General features: G+C 46.5%; 24 protein-coding genes. 9 read left to right on the top strand and 15 right to left on the bottom strand.

The genetic code is table 11. From position 1 onward, the window contains the following. Positions 1-88: 88 nt before the first annotated feature. The 8 genes from thiC to JK130_RS11210 all read left to right on the top strand — a co-directional run bounded on the left by thiC (position 89) and on the right by JK130_RS11210 (position 9,052). Positions 89-1,963, top strand: a complete 1,875-nt coding sequence (gene thiC, locus JK130_RS11245; RefSeq protein ID WP_218354423.1) for a phosphomethylpyrimidine synthase ThiC — start codon at positions 89-91, stop codon at positions 1,961-1,963. After that, positions 1,960-3,411: a thiamine phosphate synthase gene (thiE, locus tag JK130_RS11240; RefSeq protein WP_218354422.1), complete on the top strand. Its 1,452-nt coding sequence runs from the start codon at positions 1,960-1,962 to the stop codon at positions 3,409-3,411. Before thiC ends, thiE begins: the two co-directional genes overlap by 4 nt. Next, entirely contained in the window at positions 3,404-4,144 is a 741-nt protein-coding gene (locus tag JK130_RS11235) for a HesA/MoeB/ThiF family protein (RefSeq protein WP_218354421.1), read from the top strand. The genes thiE and JK130_RS11235 overlap by 8 nt, the downstream gene beginning before the upstream one ends. Then, a complete protein-coding gene (gene thiS / locus JK130_RS11230; protein ID WP_218354420.1) occupies positions 4,141-4,350 on the top strand; it encodes a sulfur carrier protein ThiS in 210 nt (69 codons plus the stop codon). Before JK130_RS11235 ends, thiS begins: the two co-directional genes overlap by 4 nt. Before the next feature lie 3 nt (positions 4,351-4,353). Beyond that, positions 4,354-5,133, top strand: coding sequence for a thiazole synthase (locus JK130_RS11225; RefSeq protein ID WP_218354419.1), 780 nt, complete (start codon positions 4,354-4,356; stop codon positions 5,131-5,133). Then, complete coding sequence (gene thiH, locus JK130_RS11220; protein ID WP_218354418.1) at positions 5,130-6,254, top strand: 2-iminoacetate synthase ThiH; 1,125 nt, start codon at positions 5,130-5,132, stop codon at positions 6,252-6,254. Before JK130_RS11225 ends, thiH begins: the two co-directional genes overlap by 4 nt. A gap of 111 nt (positions 6,255-6,365) precedes the next feature. Next, positions 6,366-7,655: a cation:proton antiporter gene (locus JK130_RS11215; RefSeq protein ID WP_218354417.1), complete on the top strand. Its 1,290-nt coding sequence runs from the start codon at positions 6,366-6,368 to the stop codon at positions 7,653-7,655. A gap of 170 nt (positions 7,656-7,825) precedes the next feature. Beyond that, positions 7,826-9,052 carry a threonine/serine exporter family protein gene (locus JK130_RS11210; protein ID WP_218354416.1) on the top strand — a complete coding sequence of 409 codons (1,227 nt, stop codon included), beginning with the start codon at positions 7,826-7,828 and terminating at the stop codon, positions 9,050-9,052. Here the strand turns inward: JK130_RS11210 and JK130_RS11205 are convergent. The 3 genes from JK130_RS11205 to JK130_RS11195 all read right to left on the bottom strand — a co-directional run bounded on the left by JK130_RS11205 (position 9,049) and on the right by JK130_RS11195 (position 12,589). Next, the gene (locus JK130_RS11205) at positions 9,049-9,939 is read right to left on the bottom strand and encodes a DUF697 domain-containing protein (RefSeq protein WP_218354415.1); all 891 of its coding nucleotides are present in this window, start codon (positions 9,937-9,939) and stop codon (positions 9,049-9,051) included. The genes JK130_RS11210 and JK130_RS11205 overlap by 4 nt on opposite strands. Then, positions 9,936-11,294, bottom strand: a complete 1,359-nt coding sequence (locus tag JK130_RS11200; protein WP_218354414.1) for a YcjX family protein — start codon at positions 11,292-11,294, stop codon at positions 9,936-9,938. Before JK130_RS11200 ends, JK130_RS11205 begins: the two co-directional genes overlap by 4 nt. A gap of 113 nt (positions 11,295-11,407) precedes the next feature. After that, on the bottom strand, positions 11,408-12,589 hold the full coding sequence (locus tag JK130_RS11195) for an MFS transporter (protein ID WP_218354413.1): 1,182 nt from the start codon (positions 12,587-12,589) through the stop codon (positions 11,408-11,410). Positions 12,590-12,919: 330 nt separating this feature from the next. On the opposite strand from JK130_RS11195, the gene JK130_RS11190 reads away from it, so the two are divergent. After that, positions 12,920-13,921, top strand: a complete 1,002-nt coding sequence (locus JK130_RS11190; RefSeq protein ID WP_218354412.1) for a LacI family DNA-binding transcriptional regulator — start codon at positions 12,920-12,922, stop codon at positions 13,919-13,921. A 289-nt stretch (positions 13,922-14,210) separates the two neighbouring features. Here the strand turns inward: JK130_RS11190 and JK130_RS11185 are convergent, their stop codons facing one another. The 12 genes from JK130_RS11185 to JK130_RS11130 all read right to left on the bottom strand — a co-directional run bounded on the left by JK130_RS11185 (position 14,211) and on the right by JK130_RS11130 (position 26,148). After that, positions 14,211-14,867: a hypothetical protein gene (locus tag JK130_RS11185; protein WP_218354411.1), complete on the bottom strand. Its 657-nt coding sequence runs from the start codon at positions 14,865-14,867 to the stop codon at positions 14,211-14,213. Between the two features lie 75 nt (positions 14,868-14,942). Beyond that, positions 14,943-17,015 (bottom strand): FUSC family protein, encoded by a 2,073-nt coding sequence (locus JK130_RS11180; RefSeq protein ID WP_218354410.1) that lies wholly within the window; start codon positions 17,013-17,015, stop codon positions 14,943-14,945. Positions 17,016-17,022: 7 nt separating this feature from the next. Continuing rightward, positions 17,023-17,877, bottom strand: coding sequence for an efflux RND transporter periplasmic adaptor subunit (locus JK130_RS11175; RefSeq protein WP_218354443.1), 855 nt, complete (start codon positions 17,875-17,877; stop codon positions 17,023-17,025). A gap of 6 nt (positions 17,878-17,883) precedes the next feature. Further along, the gene (locus JK130_RS11170; RefSeq protein WP_218354409.1) at positions 17,884-18,084 is read right to left on the bottom strand and encodes a DUF1656 domain-containing protein; all 201 of its coding nucleotides are present in this window, start codon (positions 18,082-18,084) and stop codon (positions 17,884-17,886) included. 143 nt (positions 18,085-18,227) lie between these two features. Further along, positions 18,228-19,337 (bottom strand): hypothetical protein, encoded by a 1,110-nt coding sequence (locus tag JK130_RS11165; RefSeq protein WP_218354408.1) that lies wholly within the window; start codon positions 19,335-19,337, stop codon positions 18,228-18,230. Positions 19,338-19,553: 216 nt separating this feature from the next. After that, positions 19,554-20,285, bottom strand: a complete 732-nt coding sequence (locus JK130_RS11160; RefSeq protein ID WP_218354407.1) for a LytR/AlgR family response regulator transcription factor — start codon at positions 20,283-20,285, stop codon at positions 19,554-19,556. Beyond that, the gene (locus JK130_RS11155) at positions 20,263-21,402 is read right to left on the bottom strand and encodes a sensor histidine kinase (protein ID WP_218354406.1); all 1,140 of its coding nucleotides are present in this window, start codon (positions 21,400-21,402) and stop codon (positions 20,263-20,265) included. Before JK130_RS11155 ends, JK130_RS11160 begins: the two co-directional genes overlap by 23 nt. Next, positions 21,395-22,618: an ABC transporter permease gene (locus JK130_RS11150; protein WP_218354405.1), complete on the bottom strand. Its 1,224-nt coding sequence runs from the start codon at positions 22,616-22,618 to the stop codon at positions 21,395-21,397. The genes JK130_RS11155 and JK130_RS11150 overlap by 8 nt, the downstream gene beginning before the upstream one ends. Continuing rightward, positions 22,615-23,352: an ABC transporter ATP-binding protein gene (locus JK130_RS11145; protein ID WP_218354404.1), complete on the bottom strand. Its 738-nt coding sequence runs from the start codon at positions 23,350-23,352 to the stop codon at positions 22,615-22,617. The genes JK130_RS11150 and JK130_RS11145 overlap by 4 nt, the downstream gene beginning before the upstream one ends. Further along, positions 23,349-24,059 (bottom strand): hypothetical protein, encoded by a 711-nt coding sequence (locus JK130_RS11140; RefSeq protein WP_218354403.1) that lies wholly within the window; start codon positions 24,057-24,059, stop codon positions 23,349-23,351. The genes JK130_RS11145 and JK130_RS11140 overlap by 4 nt, the downstream gene beginning before the upstream one ends. Before the next feature lie 213 nt (positions 24,060-24,272). After that, complete coding sequence (locus tag JK130_RS11135) at positions 24,273-25,187, bottom strand: hypothetical protein (RefSeq protein WP_218354402.1); 915 nt, start codon at positions 25,185-25,187, stop codon at positions 24,273-24,275. After that, positions 25,177-26,148: a HEAT repeat domain-containing protein gene (locus tag JK130_RS11130; RefSeq protein WP_218354401.1), complete on the bottom strand. Its 972-nt coding sequence runs from the start codon at positions 26,146-26,148 to the stop codon at positions 25,177-25,179. The genes JK130_RS11135 and JK130_RS11130 overlap by 11 nt, the downstream gene beginning before the upstream one ends. Positions 26,149-26,433 lie beyond the last annotated feature (285 nt).

Below are 26,433 nucleotides of genomic sequence, written 5' to 3'. Positions count from 1 at the left end.
AACTAGCAGTGCAGCCGGGTTTAATGGCTTATTATTCAACAATCACTCCTGACAAGCATTTTAAACCTACTACAACAGGCCCGAATGCATGTCACATCGTCGTCACCAACGCCAACAGGCGCAACAGTTTATCAGTCAGCTTGCTGGCGAAGCCTACCCCAATGCTACCCGCGAATACCATACTGGCTCCAGGCCAGATATTCAGGTGGCTATGCGACACATCCAGCTTAGCGACACCCCGATAAACGAAAATCAGAGCGAACCAAATCAGGCTGTGCCGGTTTATGATACCTCAGGCCCCTATGGCGACCCTGCGATATCTATTGATGTTAACGTTGGAATAGCCCCAGTACGCCAGCCGTGGATTAACGAACGGGGCGATACCCATAGCTTAACCGGCGTTAGCTCTACGTATGCCAAAGCCAGGTCTCAGGATATTAGTCTGGATGAGCTACGTTTTGAACGTCAGCGGGTTGTGTTACAGGCTCGGCCAAAGCATTGCGTAACCCAGCTTCATTATGCCCGACGCGGTATTATTACCCCCGAAATGGAATATATTGCCATTCGCGAAAATATGGGCCGGGCTCAGATTACCGATCCTGTTTTAACCCAGCAGCATAGTGGCGAGAGCTTCGAGGCTGAACTGCCAGACACCATCACCCCTGAGTTTGTGCGCAGCGAAGTTGCCGCCGGCCGGGCCATTATCCCGGCCAATATCAATCACCCTGAAGCCGAGCCGATGATCATCGGACGCAATTTTTTAGTTAAGATCAACGCCAACATAGGCAACTCTGCGGTCACGTCATCAATTGAAGAGGAAGTAGAAAAGCTGGTGTGGTCTACACGCTGGGGCGCCGACACTATTATGGATTTATCCACGGGTCGTAATATCCACGAAACCCGGGAGTGGTTATTGCGTAACAGCCCGGTGCCTATTGGTACTGTCCCCATTTATCAGGCGCTCGAAAAAGTGGGCGGTGTTGCCGAAAATCTTAACTGGGAGATTTTTAAAGACACTTTGATAGAACAAGCCGAACAGGGAGTGGATTATTTTACGATACACGCCGGTGTTCGATTGCCCTTTGTACCGATGACAGCAAACCGTCTTACCGGTATTGTGTCACGCGGCGGGGCTATTATGGCAAAGTGGTGTTTAAGTCATCATCGGGAAAGCTTTTTGTACACCCACTTTGATGAAATTTGTCAGCTTTGTGCTCAGTATGATGTGTCGTTGTCGTTAGGTGACGGATTGCGTCCTGGTTCAGTGGCTGATGCCAACGATGAAGCACAGTTTGCCGAACTGCGGACGTTGGGCGAACTCACCAAAATTGCGTGGCAACATGATGTTCAGGTAATGATTGAAGGTCCCGGCCATGTGCCGATGCATATGATAAAAGAAAATATGCAGCAGCAGCTGACTCATTGCCATGGCGCGCCTTTTTACACCCTGGGCCCGTTGACCACCGACATCGCTCCCGGCTATGACCATATTACCTCAGGCATTGGCGCTGCGCTGATTGGTTGGTACGGCTGTGCCATGCTGTGTTATGTCACCCCCAAAGAACATTTGGGTCTGCCTAACAAAGAAGATGTTAAGCAAGGCCTGATCACTTACAAAATTGCCGCTCATGCCGCTGATTTAGCCAAAGGCCACCCCGGCGCGCAAATTCGCGATAATGCTATGTCTAAAGCCCGCTTTGAGTTTCGTTGGGAAGACCAGTTTAATTTGGCGCTCGACCCGCATACCGCTCGCGCCTACCACGACGAAACATTGCCCCAGGCTTCAAATAAGGTCGCGCATTTTTGCTCTATGTGTGGTCCTAAATTCTGTTCGATGAAGATTTCACAGGAAGTAAGAGATCATGCATCAAAGCAGGCGCAGCAAGGTATGCAGGATATGGCCGAACGCTTTAATCAGCATGGTGCAAATTTGTATGTCGATGCCGGCGGGTCAGCAAAATGAGTCAGGTACCCGAGAATATCTGGGCCATAGGGGGCTGGGACACCAGCGGTGGCGCTGGCCTTACGCGCGACGCCATTGTTGCTTCGCAGCTAAGCGCACATTGTACGCCTTTGCCAACTTTAATTTCGTTACAAACCCACGATCAGTCTTATGGATTTGAGAGCATTGACACAGATTTGTTTAAACAACAGCTGTTATGCGCCATTAAACAACCACCCGCTGCGATTAAAGTAGGCGCAGTAGCAGATGACGCCCACATACAGACACTTATTGAGTTAAAACAAAGGCATTTTCCTGAGGTGCCTCTGGTATGGGACCCGGTAATGCAAACCTCTTGTGGGGGTAGCTTTGGACGGTTAACAGATACCACAATTGCTGCACTTTTACAGCATTGTACTTTGGTTACGCCCAATTTGGACGAACTGTATCGGCTGGCTGATACCCGATGTTACTCGACCGCAGTGAAGTATTGGCAAACAATGGGCGCTCGCGCATTGTTGGTTAAAAGCGATAGTGCATGTGAGCAAAGCATAACAGATACATTATATACCTGTGACATCACGTGGCGCTATACTGGCGAACGCTTCGATGTACCCAACGTCCGGGGCACCGGATGCACGTTAGCCACCTCGCTGGCCGTAGCACTTGCCCGAAATTATGCTATTGAAGATGCCATGTGTCTTGCCCGCGCCTGGATACACAATGTTATTGCAAATGCACACACACTCACGTCGCACCAGGCATTAGCCGGACCGGCAGTCTGTCACCCGGCCCCCGAATACTTTGCCCAGGTACAACGCAATAACCCTTTAACCGTTCCGGCTTGCCGTTTTGCTGCGCTGCATAAGCCTAAAATAGGCTTGTATCCGGTTATTGATGATGTCGGCTGGCTACCTTTGTTAATTGAAGCCGGCATTACCACTGTACAGCTTCGTATTAAACATGATTGCGACATTGCCTTGCGCAGGCAAATACACCAGGCCGTCAAACTCTGCTATGCCAGTAACATTCAGCTGTTTATTAATGATCACTGGCAACTGGCTATTGAGGCCGGGGCATTTGGGGTACATTTAGGCCAGGATGATTTGAACCAGGCTAACCTGGAGGCTATTGCTACCGCCGGCCTGCGTTTAGGGGTCTCAACCCATGGTTATGCAGAGCTTTGCCGAGTGTTGCCCTTACGTCCCTCCTACATTGCACTGGGCCATGTGTTTGCAACCAAGACTAAAGCCATGCCTTCATCGCCCCAGGGCACTCAGCGGTTATCTGAATATCGAGCCTTGTGCCAAAATATTCCAACCGTAGCCATTGGTGGTATTAATCTGACCCGGCTGCCTTCGGTACAGGCGGCCGGCATTACCAACGTGGCTGTGGTCAGTGCCATTACGCAGGCCGAAAACCCGGCGCAGGTTATCTCCGGCTTTCAAAAGGCGCTTTATAATGACTGACCAACAATGGTACAGCCGCTACAGCCGTCACTTTTTGCTGAACAACTTTGATGAAACACATCAGCACAAATTAGCCAGCGCCTCTATTACCATTGTGGGTATGGGAGGGCTTGGCAGCATGGCCGCACAGCAACTGGCAGCCATGGGAGTTGGCACACTGAATCTGGTCGACCATGACACGGTAAGTCTTAGCAATTTACCTCGTCAATTCATTTACACCCAGCGGCAAATAGGCCAGCCCAAGGTTTATGCAGCACAACAGCAACTGGCGCAAAACAACTCAGCCTGTACGATTAATCCGTTTGAACAACGCGCTGTACCCGACAATCTTGCCGAGGTTTGTGATACCGCAGACGCGTTACTGGATTGTACCGATACGGTTACCACCAGACTTCAGCTTAGCGCTTACGCCCGCCAGGTTAATAAGGCGTTATTTAGCGGCTCGGCGGCCGGTTTTAGCGGGCAGGTAATTGCGATTTCGCCGCATCCTGAAGCGCCCTGCTACGGGTGTCTGTCTGCTCTGAACGCCTACGAACCGCAAACCTGTCTGGCCAACGGAATATTCGGTCCGGTCGTGTCTACCATCGCGTTGTATCAGGTAATGCTACTTGTTTACTTTATTACGGGCATAGCGCCCGTGCCCTGGAGCACCCTTCATTGTTTTGATGCCACCAAATTTAACTGGCGAGCTTTTACACTTACCCCCAACCCTCAATGCAGGTTATGCCAATGACGAGTTTTACGATATTTGTTAATAACAAAGCCTATCAGTGCGTTGCCGGTACAACGCTTTCACAACTTCCCGACCAGCTAGACTGGCCTGATACCGACCTGGCATTAGCGGTTAATCAAAACATAATACATCGCCCGCAATGGTCACAAATTCAATTAAGCGAAGGCGACAAAGTCGATGCGTTTACGCTTGTCGCAGGAGGATAAGCTGTGCTTAACATTGCCGAAACCCAATTTTCGTCGCGCCTGTTTACCGGCACCGGTAAGTTTGCAAATACTCATATTATGCAGCAGGCCATTGGTGCCAGCCGTAGTCAAATGGTGACCCTGGCCATGAAACGCGTCGAGCATCATGACGAACTAAAAAAGATAAAAGACAATACTGTAGAAGCGTTGCGTGCCCTTGATGTACAGCTTTTGCCCAATACCTCAGGCGCTAAAACCGCCGAAGAAGCGGTATATGCTGCCCACCTTAGCCAGGAACTGCTTGGTACCCCCTGGGTAAAGCTAGAGATTCATCCAGATACACGCTATTTATTGCCCGACCCTATCGAAACACTCAAAGCCGCGACTCAACTTGTAGCTGAAGGATTTGTAGTATTGCCTTATTGTCATGCCGATCCCGTGTTATGTAAGCGATTAGAAGAAGCAGGCTGCGCGGCGGTTATGCCCCTTGCCGCGCCCATAGGGTCTAATCGAGGTCTGCTTACCCGCGAGTTTTTGCAGATTATTATTGAACAGGCGCACATACCTGTGGTGGTAGATGCAGGTATCGGTAAACCCAGTGAAGCAACGGCCATTATGGAAATGGGGGCGGATGCAGTATTAATAAATTCGGCCATCGCCAGTGCCAGCAATCCATGTGCAATGGCAGGCGCCTTTGCACAGGCGGTGGAAACAGGTCGCATAGCCTATGAAAGCGGGCTGGGTCGCATACATTTTAACGCCCTGCCTACCAGCCCTGCAGACACCTTTCTGGAGCAATTATGACCCCAGTGGCAGATAAACTTAATGCGCAAGACTGGGATGCTCTTTCAATGCAGCTTTACAGCAAAACTGCCAAAGATGTAGAGCAGGCTTTAATGCGACCCAAACGTACACTTGAGGACTTTATGGCGCTGGTATCGCCGGCTGCCGAACCTTATGTAGCTCAAATGAGCGCTTTAGCAGACCAGCTTACCCGGCAACGATTCGGCTATACCATGGGACTGTTTGTACCGCTGTATTTATCTAATCTGTGTGCCAATGAATGCACCTACTGCGGTTTTTCGATGAGTAATCGTATTAAGCGCACAACATTAACACTTGATCAAATTAAGCAGGAAGCCGCTGCTATCAAAGCCATGGGATTTAACCAGTTATTACTGGTTACCGGCGAGCACGAAACAAAGGTGGGTATGCATTACTTTTGCGAAGTGGTTACCTATCTTAAAACCCAGTTTGACTACGTGATGATGGAGGTTCAGCCGCTATCAACCTGCGACTATGAAACATTACACCAGGCGGGTGTCAATGCGGTGCTGGTCTATCAGGAAACTTACCAGCGCAGAGCCTACGCCCGCTATCACTTGCGCGGCAACAAACAAGATTTTGACTGGCGCTTGCAAACCCCTGACCGACTGGGTCAGGCAAAAATGGACAAAATAGGCGTAGCCGCTTTACTGGGTTTAAACGACTGGCGTACCGACAGCGTGATGACAGCGCTGCATGTGCAGCTGTTACAACAGCACTATTGGCGCTCTCGTTATGTTATCGGATTTCCAAGGTTACGACCGTGCGAGGGCAGCGAAAACTCGACAACGTCAGGTCAGTTCATTAGTTCGCGACAATTAGTGCAGCTAATTTGTGCTCATCGTTTATTACACCCCTATGTTGAACTGTCTTTGTCGACTCGCGAGTCTCAGGCGTTTCGCGATCACGCATCGGCTTTCGGAATTACCAGTATGTCGGCGGGCTCCTCAACCCAACCCGGGGGGTACAGCAATACCACTAAAGCGCTGGCTCAGTTTGATACCAATGATACCCGTTCGCCAGATGAGGTGGCGCAGGCGCTTGTTGCTAAGGGTATTGCTCCGGTATGGAGCGACTGGTTACAGGGTTTTCGAAGCTAAGCAAAGGCCTAAAAAACTTTAATAAAGGTAAACTATAAGTTCGCACAACAGGTAAACATAGACACGGTAACAATTGTGAAAATAAATTAATAACCAGTTGAGGCAAGGTATATGGCAGAAAGCAGAATTTATCTATACCTGCTCATCGGTATAAGCTTGGTGGCCGCGGTAGCCGTACAACGCCGCCTGGCTGATACGCTGATTCCATTTCCGTTAATCTTTATTTTTGTGGGCTGGGGTGTTTTTAGTCTTCCGATAAATCTGCCTGCTATTGATTTAGCTAATAACGAAGCCCATGCCAAGGGCGCCGAATACCTTACCGAATTTTTAGTTATTGCCTCATTAAGCGCCGCCGGCATTTCTATTGACCGCCCGTTGTCGTGGCGCTGCTGGAACCAGGTATGGCCGCTGCTGCTTATTACTATGCCTTTAACCATTGCTTTGATCGCTTTGTTTGGTTGGTACGTTATGGGCTTAACCGTAGCCTCGGCACTGCTTTTAGGTGCAGTGCTAAGCCCGACCGACCCGGTTTTAGCCAGTACCGTACAGGTGGGTCCTCCCGGTGAAACCGAGGAGCGTCACGATATACGCTTTAATCTGACCGTTGAAGCAGGCGCAAACGATGGTCTGGCTTTTCCTTTTGTGCATCTGGCTATTGCCGCTATCGGGGTAAGTACGCTGGGCGAGTGGACCATGCAATGGGCCCTTGAAGACTTGCTATGGCGGGTTTTTGCCGGGGTAGCCGCAGGTCTGGCTATTGGTAAGCTAGGGGGCTGGTATGTATTTACCTATCTGGCCAAGATAAAAGCGCCGTCGTTGTCTGACAAACACCCTATGTCTTATACCAGTGAAGGCGTTGTGGCATTAGGGGCGTTGTTTTGTGCCTACGCACTGGCTGAAATTATCCATGGCTATGGCTTTTTGGCGGTATTTGTTTCGGCGGTTATTGCAAAGCAAGCACAGCCTAATGACGATTATCACGCCTTTTCGCATCATTTTATGGAACAAATTGAACGGGTCATGTTGGTTATATTTTTACTTATCCTGGGCGCGTATTTGGCAAACGGTATTCTGGATGCGTTAACCTGGCCTGGGGCAATCCTTGGCATAGTGGTGGTATTTGCAATTCGACCTATTGCCGGATTAATCGGCATGGCGGGATGCAAGCTGCCCTTTTTTGGAAAACTCACGATGGCATTTTTAGGGGTTCGCGGGGTAGGCTCTTTGTATTACCTGACGTATGGTGAAAATCATGGAGAATTTGGTGATACTACCGCGTTGTGGTCTGCCGTTATGTTCACCATCTTACTGTCGATCATCGTCCACGGTATTATTGCTCCGCTCATGCTAAATAAGGCCGAAAAAAGAGCCGCCCATCAGCTTCCTGAAAAGCACCAATAAAAAGAGACTTTACGACACTATTTATCATAGTGGTTAACGCTTGATTAACAGATTAGTTTTTCTTATCTGGCTGGTCTGAAAAAGTGCTTTGCAGATAGTGTTGTTTAGTCCTACACTCCGTTTGTTTTTTAATCACCCTGATAATGGGGCCAAACATAGGTTGATAGGCTGTGGACGCTCGCGAATTTATTTTAATCCGCAAATTTATAGTTAAACTGGGAAAAATGCTGCACCGCTATGGAACGCCGGCATTTCGACTGGAAGCCTATTTAACTGAAGTCGCCACTTACCTTGGGGTTCGTTCAGCGTTTGTTTCAACGCCCACGTCGCTTACCTTTGTATTATGGAGCGATCGTCACGAAGAAGAATACAACTCTACGGCCAGATTGCTGCCAGGTGACCTTGATCTCAACGCGCTTTCGCTGACCGACGAGCTGGCAATAAAGCTGTTGGATGGACAGTTAACGCTGGGCGAAGCCGATCGCCAGCTTGATGCCATTGATGTCATGCAAAGCCCCTACTCTAAGCACATAACTCTTGCCGCTTTTGGTTTAGCAACCGGGGCTTTTGGAATGTTGATGGGCGCCAGTTTCAACGAAGTTGTCTGGACCGGGTTGTTGGGCCTGGTGGTTTACCTGTGGACGTTATGGGCGGGACGCAGTAAACGTGTCAATCTTATGCTAGAGCCCGCCACTGCATTTACTTCTGGTTTATTGGCTTGTGTCATCAGTCGCTATTTTGACCCGGGTATTAACATTCCCCTTATTGTGCTTTCTTCGCTTATTATTTTAGTACCGGGTTTAGCCATTACCATGGGGCTGGCCGAGCTGTCTTCCCGCAACATGGTGTCGGGCACTGCCCGGGTCATGGATGCTTTAATGCAACTATTTAAACTGTATTTTGGGGCATTTTTGGGCATTTCGCTGGGCTTTTTCTTACTTGGAGAAAACCAGTATGAACCTTCAGCCTCGTTACCCTACTGGGCAACCTGGTTAGCGGTTTTACTACTGAGTATCGCCCTGCTGGCCATTTTCCGAACCCGGCCTAAACACATGCTCTGGGCTATTGCAGCTGCGTTTGTCTCGTATGGCACCACTGTAGGTACCTCGCTGTTTATGGAACAGTCTATGGCTACCTTTGCCGGGGCCTTTGCACTGGGCGTATTTGCCAATCTGTCGACCCGCCTGGCCAATCAGCCAGCCACCATTGTCAGTATGCACGGACTTATTGTTCTGGTGCCGGGGTCAAAAACCTATATTGGCCTGAACACCTTTATTTCAGGCAAAAACTTTGTTCAGGCGCAGCATATTGGTCAGGAAGTTTTTTTGATTTTTATGTCTTTGGTCGGCGGGCTGATTTTTGCCAATGTGGTTATGCCAACCAAAAAGACGCTTTAGTTCAGCAGTCGTATCAGGGCTTTACCCAGGCGCACATTTAGCGCGCCAGCGGCAACCGCTTCGGCTGAGTTTTCAACAAACCGGGCTGTTAGCGAGCCGCTAATCTGATTGGCAATTTCATCAGTCGTTAAATCAAAAATACTTTGCGCAGCCAGATTTTGCGCCACAATAGTCAGTAACTTCCAGTTACCGGCGGTCGCAGGCCGTAATCCATACACCTGAGCCACTCGGCGTATGGTTCGTAAGCTTATCCAAACAATGGCAAAGGTCTGAATTAAATGATTAGGGCTGACAAACACCAGACTACCACTGGTTAAAGACTCTCTTTTCACCACAGCCTGTGCTTTTTCATTAACGGGTATCATCACCATGCGCTCGTACAAACGTACCAGTTCTGCGCTGGTCATGTCATCTGTAACGGTGTGCTGAAACTGACGATATTGATAGGCCGCAAAACTATGCTTTGAAAAAGTACCTGCATACTGGCGTAATGTCTTTTGTATTGTTTGGGGCTTTTTCTCGGCCAGCACCGGTAAATTCAGGTGTGCGGACAAATGCTGGTTAACCGCGCGAAATCCTCGCCATTCACGCACGCAAAGCCAAAGCAAGCACAGCGTAAATGCACTTAATAACACCGCCAGCACAATAGTACTTGTTGGTGCCTGCTCAAAGCGTGCTAACAAATAACTGGCCGACTGCACCACAGAAAAGGCAACAAAAGTGAACAGGCCTAACAGTAACGTGACGGTAAATAATGATATTCTGGCCGCAGTGGGCGCTTCCCAAACGGTAGTATCAACCTTTTCTGGCATTGCCTGCTTTACCGGTGCATCGGTAATTTCACGTTGCTGAACACGGGCACGATAACCTTGTGTCGATTCATTCATGACTCTTTACCTAATAAAAACTGAAATAGCCTGTCTAAACCCCGACCATTAAGTATTCGGGGTAAGTAGTCGTCGGGTACCCGGGCGGGTAATACCGGAAAATGCTCTTCTGCCGACATTTGAGCCAGGGTTTCGGGTAGCGGCTCAAACTCAGCTTCTAAGTAGCGCTTGTCGGCAGTTAAATAGCGCAAACTGTTGGCATTGCTGCCCGGGTCGGTAGCCTGAATTGCGCTTACCAAAAAATGTTCAAACTGCACTGTGTTATCATCAAAGCGAGCAACTGCTCCGGCGGTCACCTGTTTTAATAAACTCAGTAATGCATCACGATGCCCTGGTGGAATCAAATCAGCCTTGCCAGCAACAAAGGCCACTTTGCTGATGGTGGTTTGGCGCAAAACATGGCGTGCTACCCACGAGTCCTCGCCGTATCTAAAGGTTTCAGCCAGATGACTCAGTGTTTCTTTTAGCTGATACAAATGATGTTTACTGTGATTAAGCCCTTCGAACAAATCAATGAGAATGATTTGTTTGTCGGCCTGTCGAAATGTTTGCTGACGCAAAGGCTTCAGCCAACTGGTTTGAAAATGCGTAAAGTGCTCGGTAAACAGCTTGGTCCAGGGGTTGGTAATATCGCTACTGATACATGACGGCAACGGCGTAAAGCCTTTGCTTTGCCAGTCGTAGCTATTATCGCCTAACAAAAAACTACCGGGCTGTAATAAGGTTATACCATGTTTTTTCGCATGTTGTAGGTAGCGCCGATAGCTACCTACCAGGGTTGTGACACGCTGTTCATCAGGCGCCGTGTCAAAATCAAAGCTTTCCACCGTTTCATGCCACTCATGCGCGTAGTCGCGCTGAGGCCGGTTCATTTGTTGCGCCCAGGAAGAGTCTGACCACTGATTGAAAGTACGATTAAGCAAAGGCAGGTCGGTTAGCCATTCACCGGGATAGTCGATAAATTCGAACATGATATCGGTGTAAGGTAATAGATATTTTTTCACCTTGCCGGTTTGCTGAAGCCGAACCACCAGTTTAAACCCGTAGACATCTTCGGTAGGACTTGGCCACTGCCCCTGATGAAGGGCCTCTACGTGGGCTTCTACCGGAAACATTTTAAACCCGTCTAAAGGCTCAACCCATATGTGTTCAACCAACTCCATAGGCAAATGCTCAAGCAACGGCAAACAGTCGTATTTGCCTTCGCTTCGAAACTTAAGCATTGTCATCAGGCTGGTAAACAGCATCGACTTTCCGCTTCGGCTTAACCCGGTAATGGTAAAGCGGTGACGCTCCTTTAAAAACCAGTCAGCCCAGTGCTTGTGTTGTGCGGGGGTAAACCATTGATGAATCAAAATCGACTCGCCCTTAAAATGATTATATAGATGTGGCTTTATTCTGTTTTAATTCAATAGCAGCTCATAATTTGTTACATCTGAAGTCTGCTTAACATGCCGCTTTGCTGAAATTATTCAGACTTACCTGAAGTAACGCGAAGCTTCGAGGCATTGAGAAACAATGCCAGAAACAAAGCCAGTGCGGCGGCCCCCGCACTAATAGCAAAGGTAAGGCTTGCTCCCCAGGCCCACAGGTAACCAGCACAGGCAATACCTATCGCCTGTCCGGCTGCGGCGCAACCGCCTGCCAGTAGTGCTTGCCCTCTACCCTCTAAAGCTCCGCAAAACAATTGCTTGAAAATCAATATGCCCACGCTGTGCACCCAGCTGAACGAAAAACCATGCAGTAGTTGTATAAATGCCAGCGCCCACCATGTTTGTGGTTCTGTTGCCATAACTGTCCAGCGCACCACCGTTAACACTAAGCTGACTATTAGAATACGAATATAACTTACGTGACGCAGTATCCACGGCATCACAGCGAACATAGCAAGCTCGAAGACCACAGCTACAGACCACAGATTGCCAATTTGACCTTGCGAGTATCCTCGATCCTCAAGAAACAAACTAAAAAAACCGTAGTAGCCACCATGACTCAGATTAGATAAAAAGAAAATAGCCACGGTAAGTAATACTTCGGGTGTTGCCAGTTGCCCCATAATAGACTGAGTGCGGGTCTGGTCGGTTTCAATATGACCACCGTAGTTGACCCAGGCCGATACCAGCAGCATTATCATAAGTGCCAAAAGCATAATGGGTAGATAATCAATATCGATAATTTCAAGCAAATGACCGGTTGCCCATACGCTTAAAACAAATCCTACTGAACCTACTAATCGCACTAAGCTGTAGTTATCCTGGAATCGGCCTAAATGGCGCAGGGTGATCACTTCAAATTGTGCATTTATGCCTTGCCAAAAAAAGCTGCTTCCTGCCAGTACCATTATGACACCCAGGTAATTGTCTGAAACCCAGAATATAGCGGTAAACAGTGTAAGCGCGATGATTATACCGCCACGTACCAACTGTAGTGGCTTACCCGTTTTGTCACTTAAAAAACCAAAAAAATATGTTCCGGCCACTGTCATTAGTATTTGGGCAGACGTTACTCCACCAATTTCAAGGGCGTTATAACCTTTATCACGCATCCATAAAACCCAGTAAGGCAACATAGCGCCGTAAATGGCACAGCTGAAAAAATAATAGGAAGATAGCCGACAATACGGGGGGCGCGTAGATTCAGAAACAGACATTACCGTTTAGCACAACAAAACCGATGATAACTAAAGTGTAACCTTACTGCTTACAAAGTAAATGTGCTATGACCTTAATTTAAAGGCTTAAAAAGCGGTACTGTAACTACCGCTCGTGGTCAGGCAATGTGCCTGTCGTTTAGCTTCAGGCCCCATTAGCTGTAACATTTTAAGTCAACATTGTTATTTGTAACATCGCTAACTAACCACATAATCGATGAACCTACTTAAGCAAAAATCCAAACACAAACACACTGTAAGCCATTGTTATTATATGCTGTTACGTGTAACATTAATTGCACTTTGTTAATTTAAACCTGTTTAACTATCATGCAAAAAGTCAAACCTCGCGTAACATTAAAAGACATCGCAGATGCGGTGGGTGTCACAAAAATGACCGTGTCACGCTACCTTCGCGAGCCCGAGACAGTCTCACAGAAAACCAGAATTAAAATTGCGGCATCAATAGAATCACTCGGTTATATAAAAAGCCGCCTTCCTTCGGCACTCTCCAAAACAGGTAATAAAACCATCGGTATGGTTATGGTTAACATGCCCGATGAAGTCTCAGGGCGCCTTATTAAAGGAATTGAACCTGAGCTGCGCGCTAATGGGTACGAGATTTTAATTAAGTATTGTATTGACGATGAGTCGGCCGAAGAGGCCCAGGTTACTTCGCTATTGTCGTATGAGGTTGATGCAATAATGCTCACCCGAAGCGCCCATACAGCACGAACCCGGCAACTTTTGAAGGCCTCGGGGGTTCCGGTGGTAGAGTGCCTGTCCTTACCTGACGCGCCTCTTGATATTGCAGTGGGCATTAATCATGAGCTCGCTGCTTTTGAGGCGGTGTATCAGCTTGTTAACGCTGGCTGTACTGATATTGTTTGTTTAGCTCACACCACTGAGGCATTAACGCAGAGATGCGTAAATGGGTATCGCCGGGCTATTAAGCAGGCTGGCCTGCCCGAGATGATAATAGAGTCAACATCAGATACGCCCTTTTCTGCAGGCCGCGATATGCTAAACGACGCTCTGGCTCAGTTTGAAACAATAGATGGGCTTTTTTGTACACACGACAATATAGCTGCCGGCGCTTTTTTGTGTGCCCAGGAGTATGGTTTAGAAATACCTGATGATTTGCGGGTTATTGGATATCATCATCTCGATATAGGTCAGGTTTTGGCCCCGGCTCTTACCAGTGTCTCTACCTTCGCTCAACAAGTGGGTAAAAAAAGTGCGCAACTGCTTTTAGCGCGTCTTCACAATGAAACAGTTAACGAGCTTACGGTTGAGCTAGACTTCAATATTGAGTCAGGCGGCTCTGTTTAAAAAGAGAACTTCAGACTCAACCCTTTGCGCAAGCCTATAAAATGCGCCAATATACCCTCACCAAAATTGTTACTGATAACATGTTACCAGTAACAATGGCATTAATTTAGCCCTGTGTGTTCAGGATATTTTTTATCGTCAATATATAGCAAGGCTCCGAAACGATTAAATTCAGAGCCCTTATTGCCGCTTAAAGTATGCTAGTTACAACCATTACGTGAATAACAGGACATATCAGACTGGTAGAAGTTTTTGTATTATCCGGCTACCTTTTGCGTAAAATTCAAACTCAATGAGGAGTGGTTTGCGGCTTGTGATCGTGAATTAGGGCAAAGCAATATCCCACAATAACACTCATTATCAGCATTTCACCGGCATCTTCAATCAGACCGAAAAAGAAGTTTCCAAATGGCAATGCGCTATGCACCATATCCACAAAAACGCCAAAAAATGCCAGGCCGGCGACAAACAACAATAGTTGATGTGTAACGTGTCGGGTTGGGGCAGTAGCAAAATAATACGCCACAAACAGCATCGAAAACAAAATGCCACCGGCGATAGCGGTTACCAGTAACTCGCCAAAGTCTTGCGCTCTCAGGTTAAGCGCGGGCTGTATATTTAACGCCTCAACCAGTAATCCGCCACCAGTTTCATGCACACTTAAAGAGTCATCTGCGAGCAAATACAAAAATATCAGAGACCAAATTACATAACTTGCTGCTTTGTGACGCAGGGCAATGATGCCTAACAGACAGGCTATCCAGAACTCTTTGATATATTGAAATACCTCTGCATACCCCATATCCTGGGTCAGTCTGAAATAACCGCTACTGATGAACCCGAGCTTGTTAATGATATGTAGAAAAATAAAACCGGCATCGGTCACCAACAACAGTACAATTAACACTGTTATCGGGTAAGAAAACTTCCATTTAAATATGTTCATAGAGCACTGCTTAGTTGTTTATTATTTTTTACCGACAAAACCACCAAGTTTTACCATACTTAAATCGTAAAACGATTATTTTGATGTCAGTTTTTTATCGCGCATCATTTGTGCAGTTCGTTGAAAAGTAAGCGTTAACCGCTCAAATACCCCTTCAATCATTTTCAGGTTGTTCGCTGAAAGCTGATTTTGCTTCAACGTGAAAATCACCTTATCACAGGCGGTTTCAAAACGACGGGTATCTCTACCTTTGGCTGCATCAATAAAGGCATCGGCGAGCGCATATTGCCACTCTTTTAATTCTGCCGACATATCAATAGAGGTCAGGCTTTGTACATAGGGTCTGAACCTAATAGACGTATGACCCAAATTTAGCCCGGTAAGTCCAAAGTCGGTAATCACCCGCGCATTATTAATAGCTTCTTTATCTAGGTTAGCCAAACGCAATAACCGATCGCCCATTCGTGCGTTAAACCAGTGCTCCGGCGACTTTTTCCCCACCAGGCGCTTTAAATCTCGGCGGGTGGCGGCCAGTAACCGGGTCTGCATCAATGCTATGCCCGGCCCGGTGATAATCCGGAATATCCAGTACAGCATGGTTACACCCAACAAAATAGCCATTGCACTGCTTAAGGTATAGTCTATTGAAAATGGTAATCGCATGTCGTTGGAGGGCTGGACCAGTATGGTGAACGGGATACAAAGCCCCATACCGTATGCCAACGTTGCTTTATCAGCGATAGCCATTAGCCCTAAAAAATAAGGGCCGGCCAATACCAGCACCAACACAGCAAAATCACCGGAACTTTGCGCCAGCAAATTCAGGGCGTAAAATATCGCCAGAGGAATTGAAATGACTACGCCCACCAGCATCTTTTTTAACGCACTTTTCACCGCTGCGGCCGATAGTCTAGCGAACATAATTGAATAAATAACGGGCAGTATCATTAGCATAACGGCGGCGGGTGAGCCCGTATGTAACCATAAAAACGCGCCAATACTAAATACCAGGAAGGTTCGAAACCCGGTTGCCAGCCCAATCAACGGGTCGCGGTAGGGTCTGTGCTGAGGGGCTTTCAATAAGGAATGCTTGTTATTGGTTAATGCATTATAAGCACGCAGTACCAGTACTAATTCTGCCACCATGTGCTGCGCCGTCTGAATAAGCCTTGCTTCCAGGGGAGTAAGGGTGTCGGTTTGGCGTGCGTTTTTGAGCAGGCTTCGGCGCTGCTTTTGAGCCAGTTCGTAACAGCGTTCAGAGCTGTGTGACAATGCAATGTGTTGTAAATCGCTGCGTAAAGAATCTAACAGTTTTGAGAGTTTGGGTGTAACTACGGAAGTATGGTTACGCTGAAGTCGCCCGAAAATTTGAATCACCGCCACCAGCGATAGAATTTTATTACCAATTACGGTCGCCGCGCGTGAACGTCCTGGCCCAAACGGACCTTCATAGGTCACGGCACTGGCATCGTCATTTAGCTCGGCCAAGGACTCCAGAATGGTATCAATGCGTTGGTGCCGGGCTTCATGCGAGCCTTTAGGGTCCAGCTCTAATACCAGATAGTCCATGGTCTGATTAATAGCGGTACGAGCCTGAGATTTTAACGCGGTATGAATCCGTCGAGGCCATACCAGCATACTGACAGCCATGGCACACAAAGATCCGACAATTATTTCGGTAACCCGTGCCTGAGCAATACCAAAAACGGTCTGACTAGAAACCGACTCTGGCGTTACCATGGTCAGTAACACAATAATACAGGGCGTCACGCAAGCCATGGCAAAAAAGTAGATAAAATTAACCCGCCGAACCATGGCAGAAAGGCCGGAATTAATGCCTAGCCAGGCAGCCAGCGCAACCATAGCGGGCACCGGGACCGTATGTAAGTAGTTCAGAACAAATATGCCATAGAGCCCCCCAATCAGGGTACCCGATATTTGGCTTACTGTTTTTTCAACCACCATGCCGCCTTCGGGTCGAATTTGCAAAAAGACTGCAGACACGACTGCCCAGTACGGCTTATCAAGATTAAAATACAAGGCGATGTACAATGCCAACGCCATCGACAAAACTCCCTTGCAGGCAAAGACAACCGACTCGCGCGTTGGCTTAAGATAGGTGCGGGCAAGAGGATGAGTGATGTGCATGTTAGGTTTAATTCAGATGCACAGACACAGTGGTTCCAGCCACTAACCGCACGTTATCAGGAACGGGGTCAAGTTTAATGTCGACAGGAATTCTTTGTGCCAGCCGAACCCAGTTAAAGGTTTGCTGAATTTTTGGTAGCATTTGTTCGTTATGTCCCACGCTGGTATTAGCAATTGCCTGCCCAATACTCACTACCTTGCCAGTAAGTGTGTGCTCACTGCTCATAAGTTTGACCGTAGCACTTTGTCCTATGCGTACCAGCGGAAGCTTGGTTTCTTCAAAGTATCCTGTGACATAAAAGGAATCTTTGTTGACCAAAGAAAGTACTGGCTTGCCTCGTTGAACATAGTTGCCGGTACGTAAATCTAAATTTACTACCGAACCTGACTGAGACGCTTCAACCTTGGTACGCTGTAAATCCAGCAACAGGGTCTTAAGTTTCGACTCTGCCTCTTTATAATCAGCTTTAGCTACTTCTGCTGCAATTCGGTAAGCTTCGTGATTAGGCGAGCTGTCATCTTCGCCGTTGTCGCTTTGTAGTGCTTGCTTATATTTTGATTGCGCCAGTTCCCAAACACGCTGTTTATGTTCAATAATGGCCCGCTGTTCATCTACCGCGGCCTGATACCGTGCATCATCGATAGTAAAGAGAACCTCGCCTTTTTGAACGTATTCGTTATCACGTACGCTAAGTTGCGTAACCCAGCCCGAAACATCAGGGGCCACCACGGTAATATCGGCCCGAACGCGACCGTCGCGGGTCCAGGGTGAATACAGATAATGATCCCATACCCAACGACCGGCGAAAACAGCCAGCGCGACCACCAGCAACGTAACAATAATACGCAGTACAGTACCCATCAAAACTTATCTCCCTGCAATAAATACTACAGCAGCCAAATAACAAACAAACAAAGACACCTCAAGCCAGGCCGGACGCCAGACGTGTTGGTACAAACCCGTTTTATACAATACCAGCCGGGTAATCACCGACAGTAAAAAAGCCACAGGCATAAATATTACAAGCGGGCTGAATAGCATTCCGCCAAACGCAATTTCTTCAAACATAAGCCTGGATGAATGGAAAAAACCTAATTAAAGAATAGCTTACAAATACATGCAAAATCATCTGCTATTCAAACAATGCCAGCTACACCTTACCTCACCCCTTAAGCACAACGGCTTTCAGGCTGGCCTGACCAGTATATTTATTAACTGATAAGATCGTGAATATACTCAATCGAAGGTAATTGATGTTCAGGCTGATAAAACAAGCGATTCAGCCTGCCTAAAAAATTAACTCTACGGTTCGGATCGTGAGCTTTTACCCGACGTTCACTGGTTGTTTGCATAAACTCCCACGCCTGCAAATCTATTTGCTCAATATCTCTGTCGGTCATTCCTAACGAAGAAACCGTAGATAAAATACGTTCAGTTTTGCTTTCTTTTACCGGCAAAATATCATTTTGATAATGTTGCTCTAAAGGGGTGGCCAAAGCGGTTAACGTACTATTGATCGCGTGCCATATTTCGTCATGAGAAAAGTAAGCGTTATCAGGTACATAATAACCATCAATTTCCCATTCTAATTCAGCATTACTACGTGCAATTGAGCTTTGCGCTTCTTCGCAATAAGACAAATCGGGCCGCGCACCTATATTATAAGCATCAACAGACAACGCCACACATACGGCGATATCACCTAACTCAGAAGGATTATAGTAAATTGCTTCAAAAGCCGCTCGCTTGACCCCCATCCAGCCATATACTCTGGCGGGTTGCTGAATAAACTGGCGAACGTCAAAAGGTAAGTCTTCACCGTAACGCTCAATAAAAAGTGGCAGAGGATCAAGAGTTGGATTGTCTTCAGGCATCCAAACCTCATATTCTTGTCGATTATCGGCTTTACCCCGGCTTTTGATGCCATACGAAAGGTTAACCGGTCGACAAATACTGCGATCTTCGTCTACTTTGTGAAAATATTCGGAGCGCAGTCGTTTTATAAAAGGGGCGTCATTACCCGCTAACGCTGCAGTAGGGTAACGATACCCTACTTCGCTATGTTCAACCGCCGTAAGCTGAGGCAATGCTTCGTGCAGAATAGGCCGAACATTTTCTAACATGGTGAGTTGTGGTAGCACAATACTGCGCTCGGGCTCAACGGTAAGGCGTTCGCCGTTAGGTCCGTAAAACTTAGGTGTTTTGTGAAATTGATAACCCTTTAGCCCCATTTTCGCAATTGTGCTATCGCGCAAACGAGCTAGTTCAGTAAATACAAATGAGTGATCGCGAATGTGCTTAAGTAACGGACGTGGCGACATGAAAAACGTTATTCCTGTTAGTACATTCAGTCTTTTTAACACCGAGGTGAAACTTCGCCTTCGTCAGGTCATATTGTTTAGGCAAAATACAAACTGTTATGTGTAAACGTTTAAAGATAATCATTAAATACTGATTTGGTGAGTAAATAGTTTGTTCTGCCTCCGTGCTTTCGCCATGCCAGGCGTTGAATAATGCTATGTTAAAACCCTGTCTGCTTATATCTCCAGACTGAATGCTTTGCGCAAGTGTTGTGCCTGTCTGCGACTCACCTCTATATGACTATCATCGTTCATATGTATGCAGAAAGTTCCTGATGCCATACCTTCTTCAATTCGTTTAATATGGTCTATACGTACGATATCGCTGCGGCTTGTTTTAAAATAGCAGTTGGGGTTAAGTCGGCTTTCGACCTTAGACAGGGTGGTATGCAAATATGACTTGCCGGCGTGTGAGTAGATGGCGACATGATTACCTATAGACTCAAAGCGATAAATATCACCAATTCTGACAATATTAAAATTGTGGCCAAACTTTAGTAATAAGCCGTGGTCATCGGGCAAAAAATCAACAGGTGCCGAGGCGCTGTCTGGTGTCTCATAAATAATGCGGGCTTTGTTGATAACAGCATCTAAGCGCGCAGGGATCACAGGCTTTACGATATAATCGAAAGCGTTAAGCTCATAGGCTTCTACCGCGTGTTCACTGTAGGCGGTACAAAACACAAAGTGCACCTGGTCATGGACTGCCCGTGCAAAGTCAAGACCGTTCAGTTCAGGCATTTTAATATCGACAAAAACCAAATCTATCGAATGTGCTTTTACCGCTTCTAAGGCTTCTTTTCCATTCGCGGCCTCAGCCACTATGGTTACATCTTCATAGCGTCCCAGCAGTCGAATAAGTTCCATTCGAGCCAGTCGTTCATCATCAACGATTAAGACTTTTAACATACGGTAATTCCATCCAAACCTGATATTGTTGATTTTTATCACTGGTAACAAACTGGCTGTGTTTTCCGTGCACCAGCTCAAGACGTTTTTTTACATTCAGTTGCCCTACCCGCGTACCAGATGTATTTTGTGGCGATACATGCGAGTTAATAACTTCAAGACACCAGGTCTGTTCATCAGTAGTGTAGCTTTGTAAGGTGATAAACCCGGGTTGGCTACTTTGCGATATGCCGTGTTTTATCGCATTTTCGGCCAGGGTTAACAGCGTTAAAGTAGGAATTTCCTGGTGCAGTGTTTGCTCGTCCAGTTTTACCTGCAGGGTCAGTCGGTCATCAAATCGAACTTTTTCAATTTCGAGGTATTTTTTGGTTAACTGCCATTCTTGCTGAAGTGTCGAGCGAACCTTCATTTGCGACTGCATTTGGGTTCGAAGTAAATCAGATAGTAACGTAAGTACTTCTGCGGCGCGCTCCTGGTCGGCAAAAATCAGCGCCCTTATACTGTTTAAGCTATTAAATAAAAAGTGCGGACTTAACTGTTTTGTTAACTGTTGAATTTGACTTTGATTAACCTGTTGTTGCAGAGCTCGTTTGTTTTTTTGAAAGTGCCAACCCAGATATACAAATGACCACAAACTTAACGTAACAAAAGATTCGGCACTGCCCATCACTATCATAGCTAAAAAGCTAACTTCGCCACCTTGTTGTCCTTGCTGTGCCAACACCTGCAGCTGACTTAAATCAGTAGCATTTAAAAACTGAAGTTTTCCCAGTGCCGTGGAGGTACAAAAATAGAAAGCCGATAGCCCCATAAGGTACAGCAGTCCAAAGGCTATCGAGACCGGATCTAAACTGGTGCCGACCAAATTAAGACGCAGATAAGGACGCACTAAAAAATGACAAATGCCGGTAAATAAAGAAGCTTCAAGCAAGGCTCGGGCAACCAGCGCATTGGCAAACTGCTCAACACCAGGTATCAACGACTGCATTGCGGCCCAGGTCAATATGAAATGTAAGCCAAAAATCAGTAGCATTACAGCCCGGTACAACTTACTGGTATTACGACTTTGGGCCCAAAAGCGGCTTAGTAACGCTACAACTGAGCCTTTTTTACTCATAGTACAGCGTATCAGCGGGATCCAGTTGAGCAGCTTTAATCGCCGGTATAAGGCCAAAAATAATTCCCAGCATCAGGCTTAGGGTAATAGCAAGAATAATGGTCCATAGGGGCATAAAAAACAATCCTTCAGTTGGCAAAAACAACATTACCAGAACACTCAGCAGATACCCCACCGCAATACCTATTGCGCCCCCAAAAAGGGCAAGTACGCCTGCTTCGGTTAAAAACCGGGTCATAATAAACCCTTTGCTGGCGCCCATAGCCCGGGCCATACTGATCTCTACTGTTCGTTGGGTAACGGCAACCAGCATAATATTGGTAATTCCCAGCCCGCCTATCATCAGGCTGATTGCCGCCACAGCCCCTGCAATTAGCATCGTCGCATCACGCAGTTTTTCTAATGTGGCCGACTGACGCGGCATTTGTTCTACCACCAGCGTGGGCGGGCTTAAAAAATACTGTGCAAAAAAATGCTGGATATCGGAACGTATTTTTTCCAGATTACTGCTTTTTGTTAGCGTAAACAATACTTCTGCCTGACCGGGTGAACTCGGTGACGACCATTGTGTGGCGATAGTATGCGGAACAATAAGATAATTGCTGTCGGCTATACCCGGTAATCGTTGGTTTGCTAAGCCCACTCCTACTACAGTGAGCTGGGTGTTGTTTACAAAAATCAACCTACCTACCGGATTATCCTTTAGGTTCAGCAGCTGCGCTAATCGCGGACCAATAAATGCTACCGGCTCTTTTTGGCGGGTTTCCTGAGCGGTGATAAACCGGCCCCGATGTACCATAGTGCCCGGTAAATACTGATACCGGGACTGGGCGCCTACAACCTGAGTAGTGGCCTGGGAGTAAACGGTGTTAACCTGAGTTTTAGCCCCTAAGGGTAAAGTTTTATAGTGCGCACCGACCAAATCGGGTATTGCTTGTTTCAGAATAAGGAAGTCAGCGTAACTGAAATCAACCTTAGCATTTGAGTATGCCGGACGTTGATTTGCAAAGTGAAGGCGCGCTACATTTACAAGGTTAGGCTCTGTGGGGGAAAAAGTCCCACTTTGTACATTTTGTAAAATAGTCGCCGCCGCAACTACGGATGCCACCCCTACCACCACGCCCAGAGTTATAAGCAGGCTTCTTAAAAGGTTGGTGATGATGGCCTGAAGGGCGCAACCTGTGCCTTCAATAGCGGCGCTTAATAGCTTGTTCATGCGTACGCTCGTAAATCAGCCTGAAAGTTTAGCGGGCGGTGAACAATATCTTTGTGAATAGTATAATTAAGAAGGTGGATTTGCCGCCGGCACTGGCTTGCCAGCATTTGGCTACGGGTAGCCAGCACAATAGTTTGGCCATATTGATTCAGCTTTTTAAAAAGCCGCATGATTTGGGCTGTGTCATTGTCAGATAAGTTCTCGGTGGGGTCATCGACCAATAATAAGGTAGGATTACGCGCCATTGCCCGGGCAATAGCCAGTTGCTGTTGCTGAACTTTAGACAGCTCTGGCGGGCGATGACCTGCATACCGGTTTAGCCCTACAAAGTTTAGCCAGAACCTGGCACGCTTTTTTTCATTCTGCTTTAGCCACAATCCTACTGAAAGCGGATGCATACTGTTTTTTAAAACACTGTATCGGTCGATTAAGTTTGAATTACTGAACACCCAGCCAATATGTTTGCTTCGGGTGTGAGTTAATTGTTTTTCTGTTTGGTTGTGAATACTTTCGCCCAACAACAAATACTGCCCTTCTTGGGGTTTTTTCAAACACCCTAGAATATGCAGCAGCGCAGACTTACCTGAACCCGCTGGACCAGTGATGGCCAGAAATTCACCCTGGCCAATATTCAGATGTATATTATTAAGAGTTTCTATAGACTCATTTTGAAATACACAATGCTGACCAATATTGTTTAAGGTAAGTAACGGAATATGTCGGTTTACACTCATGACACTGTCCACAAGCTGGCTAAAACAATATAAGGCAATAATGCATACCCTAAACTTGCTGACAGAGTGGTTTTTAAACAGCGATTTATGGCGGTTGCGGTAAGTCCAAGGCTCCAAAAGTGGAACAAATTTATCCCCTCAATGAGGGTGTACCAGGAATCCTGCGGCTTAAGCTGAAAAAACAGATAATTAACAGACGCATAATCAAGCATACTGAAAGGTAATGCGGTATCAGCGGCGCTGAAAGTAAGTAAGATTAAGCCTAAATAGTTTGCTACCCAGGGTAGCTGGCACACCATGATAATTTTGTACCATTGCATAAGGGTCATGTGGTTTTCACTGCGCACGGTAAATTGCATTGTCCAATAAGCTGTACCTAACGCCGCCACCAGAAATAAAACATTTAATGAGCGAAGTACACCCACATACAAACCAGGCTCAAGACCGATAAGCCCTGCGGACGAAAACAACTGGGGGCGGTAAGCTTCAAACAGTTGAGCAATACCATTTAGTTGAATGGGGGTTTCAGGACTTACCGATATAACATGAAAAAAATAATACGTGCTCAACAGCGAAGCACTTAACACCAGCACAGCACACCACTTTGCCCATTGTAAGCTGATAGAAAATTTAGAAAACAGCTCTGTAGGAGCCACAAAGGTATCGATAAATGCCTGCGCTGAAGAATAAACGGGGGATGCTTTCACAATGAAGTCCTTTTTATGACCCTTTAAGATTAGCGCTGAAAATAAAATCTCGTCCTCAAATTGTGATAAGCGGAGGAATTGAGGGATGTATGGCAAGATTAACGTCAATCAATAAAAAAGCCCTGCAACTTATCCGTGTTGAGGGCCCTGCTTAAAGCAAAAGGGAGGTTATACACTTAAATATTAATTAAAATGGGTGGGCTTTGTTTGTGTTCACAACGACAACTGCTCGACGTAGTACTGGGCCATTTTTTGTACCATGGTTGAATTCGCATTCAGCCCATATTTTCTAATCACCTCAAACCGACTACTGTTATCGGGCAAGGCTGCGGTTATGGCTTTAATTGCCCGAAATCGGTCTTCTTCAATAACGCCATTTTTGGCCACATGTTCTAAAAACTCCTGACCTTTTTGACCCCCGCAGCGTGCAATTAAATGCAACGCTGGCTCAGTTGACGAATTTGAGGTGGTTACCGTACGCTCAATATGAGTGCATTGTGCATTGAAGATATATTGCGGTCGTAAATGCGCAAACATCATAGAAGGCATAATGTTAAGTGATACCGACAGTTCGTCGGCAGGTAATTGATTGTGAACATCACGGTGCGCTCTATACAACATCACCTTGCCAGGGCTTAATGCAGAGCGCTTAACAAATGTCATATCTACCGGTTCGCCCGGGTAGCCATCAACGCTAAAATAATCATACTCGTAATAGTCGCTAAGATAGCCTGGTCCTAAATAGCCTGAGGTCAGAAAATGAAAATTATGGTCATGAGGCACATGATAATAAAAAGACTTTTCTCCCGCTAATTGCAGCATCGGATCTTGTTGGGCGAGCCATATATTAGCCCGGATAAAAAAATTGGTGTGCTTTGCTGGTGCTTTAAGTAACAAAACCTGTGGTGTGTAATGATTTTTTGCTTGTGCTGTTGCCGGTGTACTGAGTTCGTTAATAAGAGTTTCGGCCAAAAAAGTACGGTTATTGTTCAGCCTTTTTAGCAGTGGCGCCACACTTTTAAAGCTTTCAATATCATTACAGTCAAACCGGCTGTCTATTAGCTGTTCGTAACATTCGTCCAGGCCAATAGATTCGTTAATCTGATCGCAATTTATTTCAACAGGCATAATCAAATTCCTGCTTTTGAATCATTAACAGGGTTTGTTTAGCCGCAAGCTTTACCTCTGGATGAGGATCGGTCACTGCCATGTCTGCAAGTTCCTGCAACACCTGAAGCGCGTCCAGAGCAAGAATTTGCTGCATGGCATACCAACGAACAAAATGATGCGGATGCGTCAAAAATGCTTTAAGCGTTGGAATGGCTTCAACATAATCCAGCTTCACTAAAATAGCCATACACAGCTGTAACCGGGAGTCGGCTTCATCTGACGGGTTTTGGTACCGTAAAGTGTGATCTGAGGCACTGAAGATTAAGCTTGCCGGTAGTTTATTGCGTTTAATTTCAAGTGTGACGACTACAGCGCATTGTTCGCAACTTTCGTACATATACGTTTGGTTGTTTTGACAATGAACAAAACTGCCATCGTGAATAAGCTGGCTGTTTTCGCGGGTGCATCGCATACCAAAAAACTGATCTGCTGATGAAGGGTGAGACCAGTGTGAAACCTGCAGATTACCTGAATGAATAAAATAACTCAGGGTTTCGCGTCCAAAAAATGAAACCCCACGTTGCTGAAGGTTTTCTCGGCTTTCTTGTTTGTATTGGGTGAGTAAAGAGGGATCGATAAAGTCGAGACTGAGATCAAAGTCAGGGGTACTTTCTACAATTAATCGTTGTGCAAAGTACGTTGAATGACCCGCCATAGGGTAAACATAAAAAGGGTTTTGGCCCATCTGAGTTATTGCGCCATTAACCACCTGCTGAAGTAAGTGGTCAGCATGTTTAGCAATAACCGTTTTAAGCGTAGCGGTGGATGGCACGCTATCGGTATTGTCGAACAACGCTTTTAAGTTGGCAGTGATAGGTAACGATGCGTTTTGAACCCGGTCTGCATTCATTGCGGTAGCGGTTTCATGGCGTAATGTCTTGTTGCCAATAAATGCTTCAATCGTTTCATTTCTTTTCATGTTCAACCCTTTATCTGTACCTAACCAGCCTTAAAAATGAATAGCTGGCAGACAGCGCCCCCCAGCGAAAAATAGTTAAGATTTACGCTAAAGCAATGAGCATCCCTACACAGATAGGCCCGCCTACCACCTGAAGCTGAGAAACACCGGCCAGGCCAAAAGGGTTTTGAAGTGATGCGCTGTTTGTAATTTTCATTCGGTTTGTATCCTTATTTAGTGACATTACTCAATAGTGTTTCATGTTGGTGAAGCACAACTTTAGTAATTCACTTTTCCGAATATCCA

It is taken from the genome of Alteromonas lipotrueiana (assembly GCF_019249245.1).
Classification (GTDB): Bacteria; Pseudomonadota; Gammaproteobacteria; order Enterobacterales; family Alteromonadaceae; genus Alteromonas; species Alteromonas lipotrueiana.
The sequence above is the reverse complement of the archived record's forward strand: the minus strand, read 5'-3'. Positions and strand labels throughout refer to the sequence as shown.

Bases quoted from the DNA above. Each gene is read 5' to 3' on its own strand.
- thiC (WP_218354423.1), top strand. From the start codon at position 89: ATGTCACATCGTCGTCACCAACGCCAACAGGCGCAACAGTTTATCAGT.
- thiE (WP_218354422.1), top strand. From the start codon at position 1,960: ATGAGTCAGGTACCCGAGAATATCTGGGCCATAGGGGGCTGGGACACC.
- JK130_RS11235 (WP_218354421.1), top strand. From the start codon at position 3,404: ATGACTGACCAACAATGGTACAGCCGCTACAGCCGTCACTTTTTGCTG.
- thiS (WP_218354420.1), top strand. From the start codon at position 4,141: ATGACGAGTTTTACGATATTTGTTAATAACAAAGCCTATCAGTGCGTT.
- thiH (WP_218354418.1), top strand. From the start codon at position 5,130: ATGACCCCAGTGGCAGATAAACTTAATGCGCAAGACTGGGATGCTCTT.
- JK130_RS11215 (WP_218354417.1), top strand. From the start codon at position 6,366: ATGGCAGAAAGCAGAATTTATCTATACCTGCTCATCGGTATAAGCTTG.
- JK130_RS11205 (WP_218354415.1), bottom strand. From the start codon at position 9,939: ATGAATGAATCGACACAAGGTTATCGTGCCCGTGTTCAGCAACGTGAA.
- JK130_RS11195 (WP_218354413.1), bottom strand. From the start codon at position 12,589: ATGTCTGTTTCTGAATCTACGCGCCCCCCGTATTGTCGGCTATCTTCC.
- JK130_RS11190 (WP_218354412.1), top strand. From the start codon at position 12,920: ATGCAAAAAGTCAAACCTCGCGTAACATTAAAAGACATCGCAGATGCG.
- JK130_RS11185 (WP_218354411.1), bottom strand. From the start codon at position 14,867: ATGAACATATTTAAATGGAAGTTTTCTTACCCGATAACAGTGTTAATT.
- JK130_RS11180 (WP_218354410.1), bottom strand. From the start codon at position 17,015: ATGCACATCACTCATCCTCTTGCCCGCACCTATCTTAAGCCAACGCGC.
- JK130_RS11175 (WP_218354443.1), bottom strand. From the start codon at position 17,877: ATGGGTACTGTACTGCGTATTATTGTTACGTTGCTGGTGGTCGCGCTG.
- JK130_RS11170 (WP_218354409.1), bottom strand. From the start codon at position 18,084: ATGTTTGAAGAAATTGCGTTTGGCGGAATGCTATTCAGCCCGCTTGTA.
- JK130_RS11165 (WP_218354408.1), bottom strand. From the start codon at position 19,337: ATGTCGCCACGTCCGTTACTTAAGCACATTCGCGATCACTCATTTGTA.
- JK130_RS11160 (WP_218354407.1), bottom strand. From the start codon at position 20,285: ATGTTAAAAGTCTTAATCGTTGATGATGAACGACTGGCTCGAATGGAA.
- JK130_RS11155 (WP_218354406.1), bottom strand. From the start codon at position 21,402: ATGAGTAAAAAAGGCTCAGTTGTAGCGTTACTAAGCCGCTTTTGGGCC.
- JK130_RS11150 (WP_218354405.1), bottom strand. From the start codon at position 22,618: ATGAACAAGCTATTAAGCGCCGCTATTGAAGGCACAGGTTGCGCCCTT.
- JK130_RS11145 (WP_218354404.1), bottom strand. From the start codon at position 23,352: ATGAGTGTAAACCGACATATTCCGTTACTTACCTTAAACAATATTGGT.
- JK130_RS11135 (WP_218354402.1), bottom strand. From the start codon at position 25,187: ATGCCTGTTGAAATAAATTGCGATCAGATTAACGAATCTATTGGCCTG.
- JK130_RS11130 (WP_218354401.1), bottom strand. From the start codon at position 26,148: ATGAAAAGAAATGAAACGATTGAAGCATTTATTGGCAACAAGACATTA.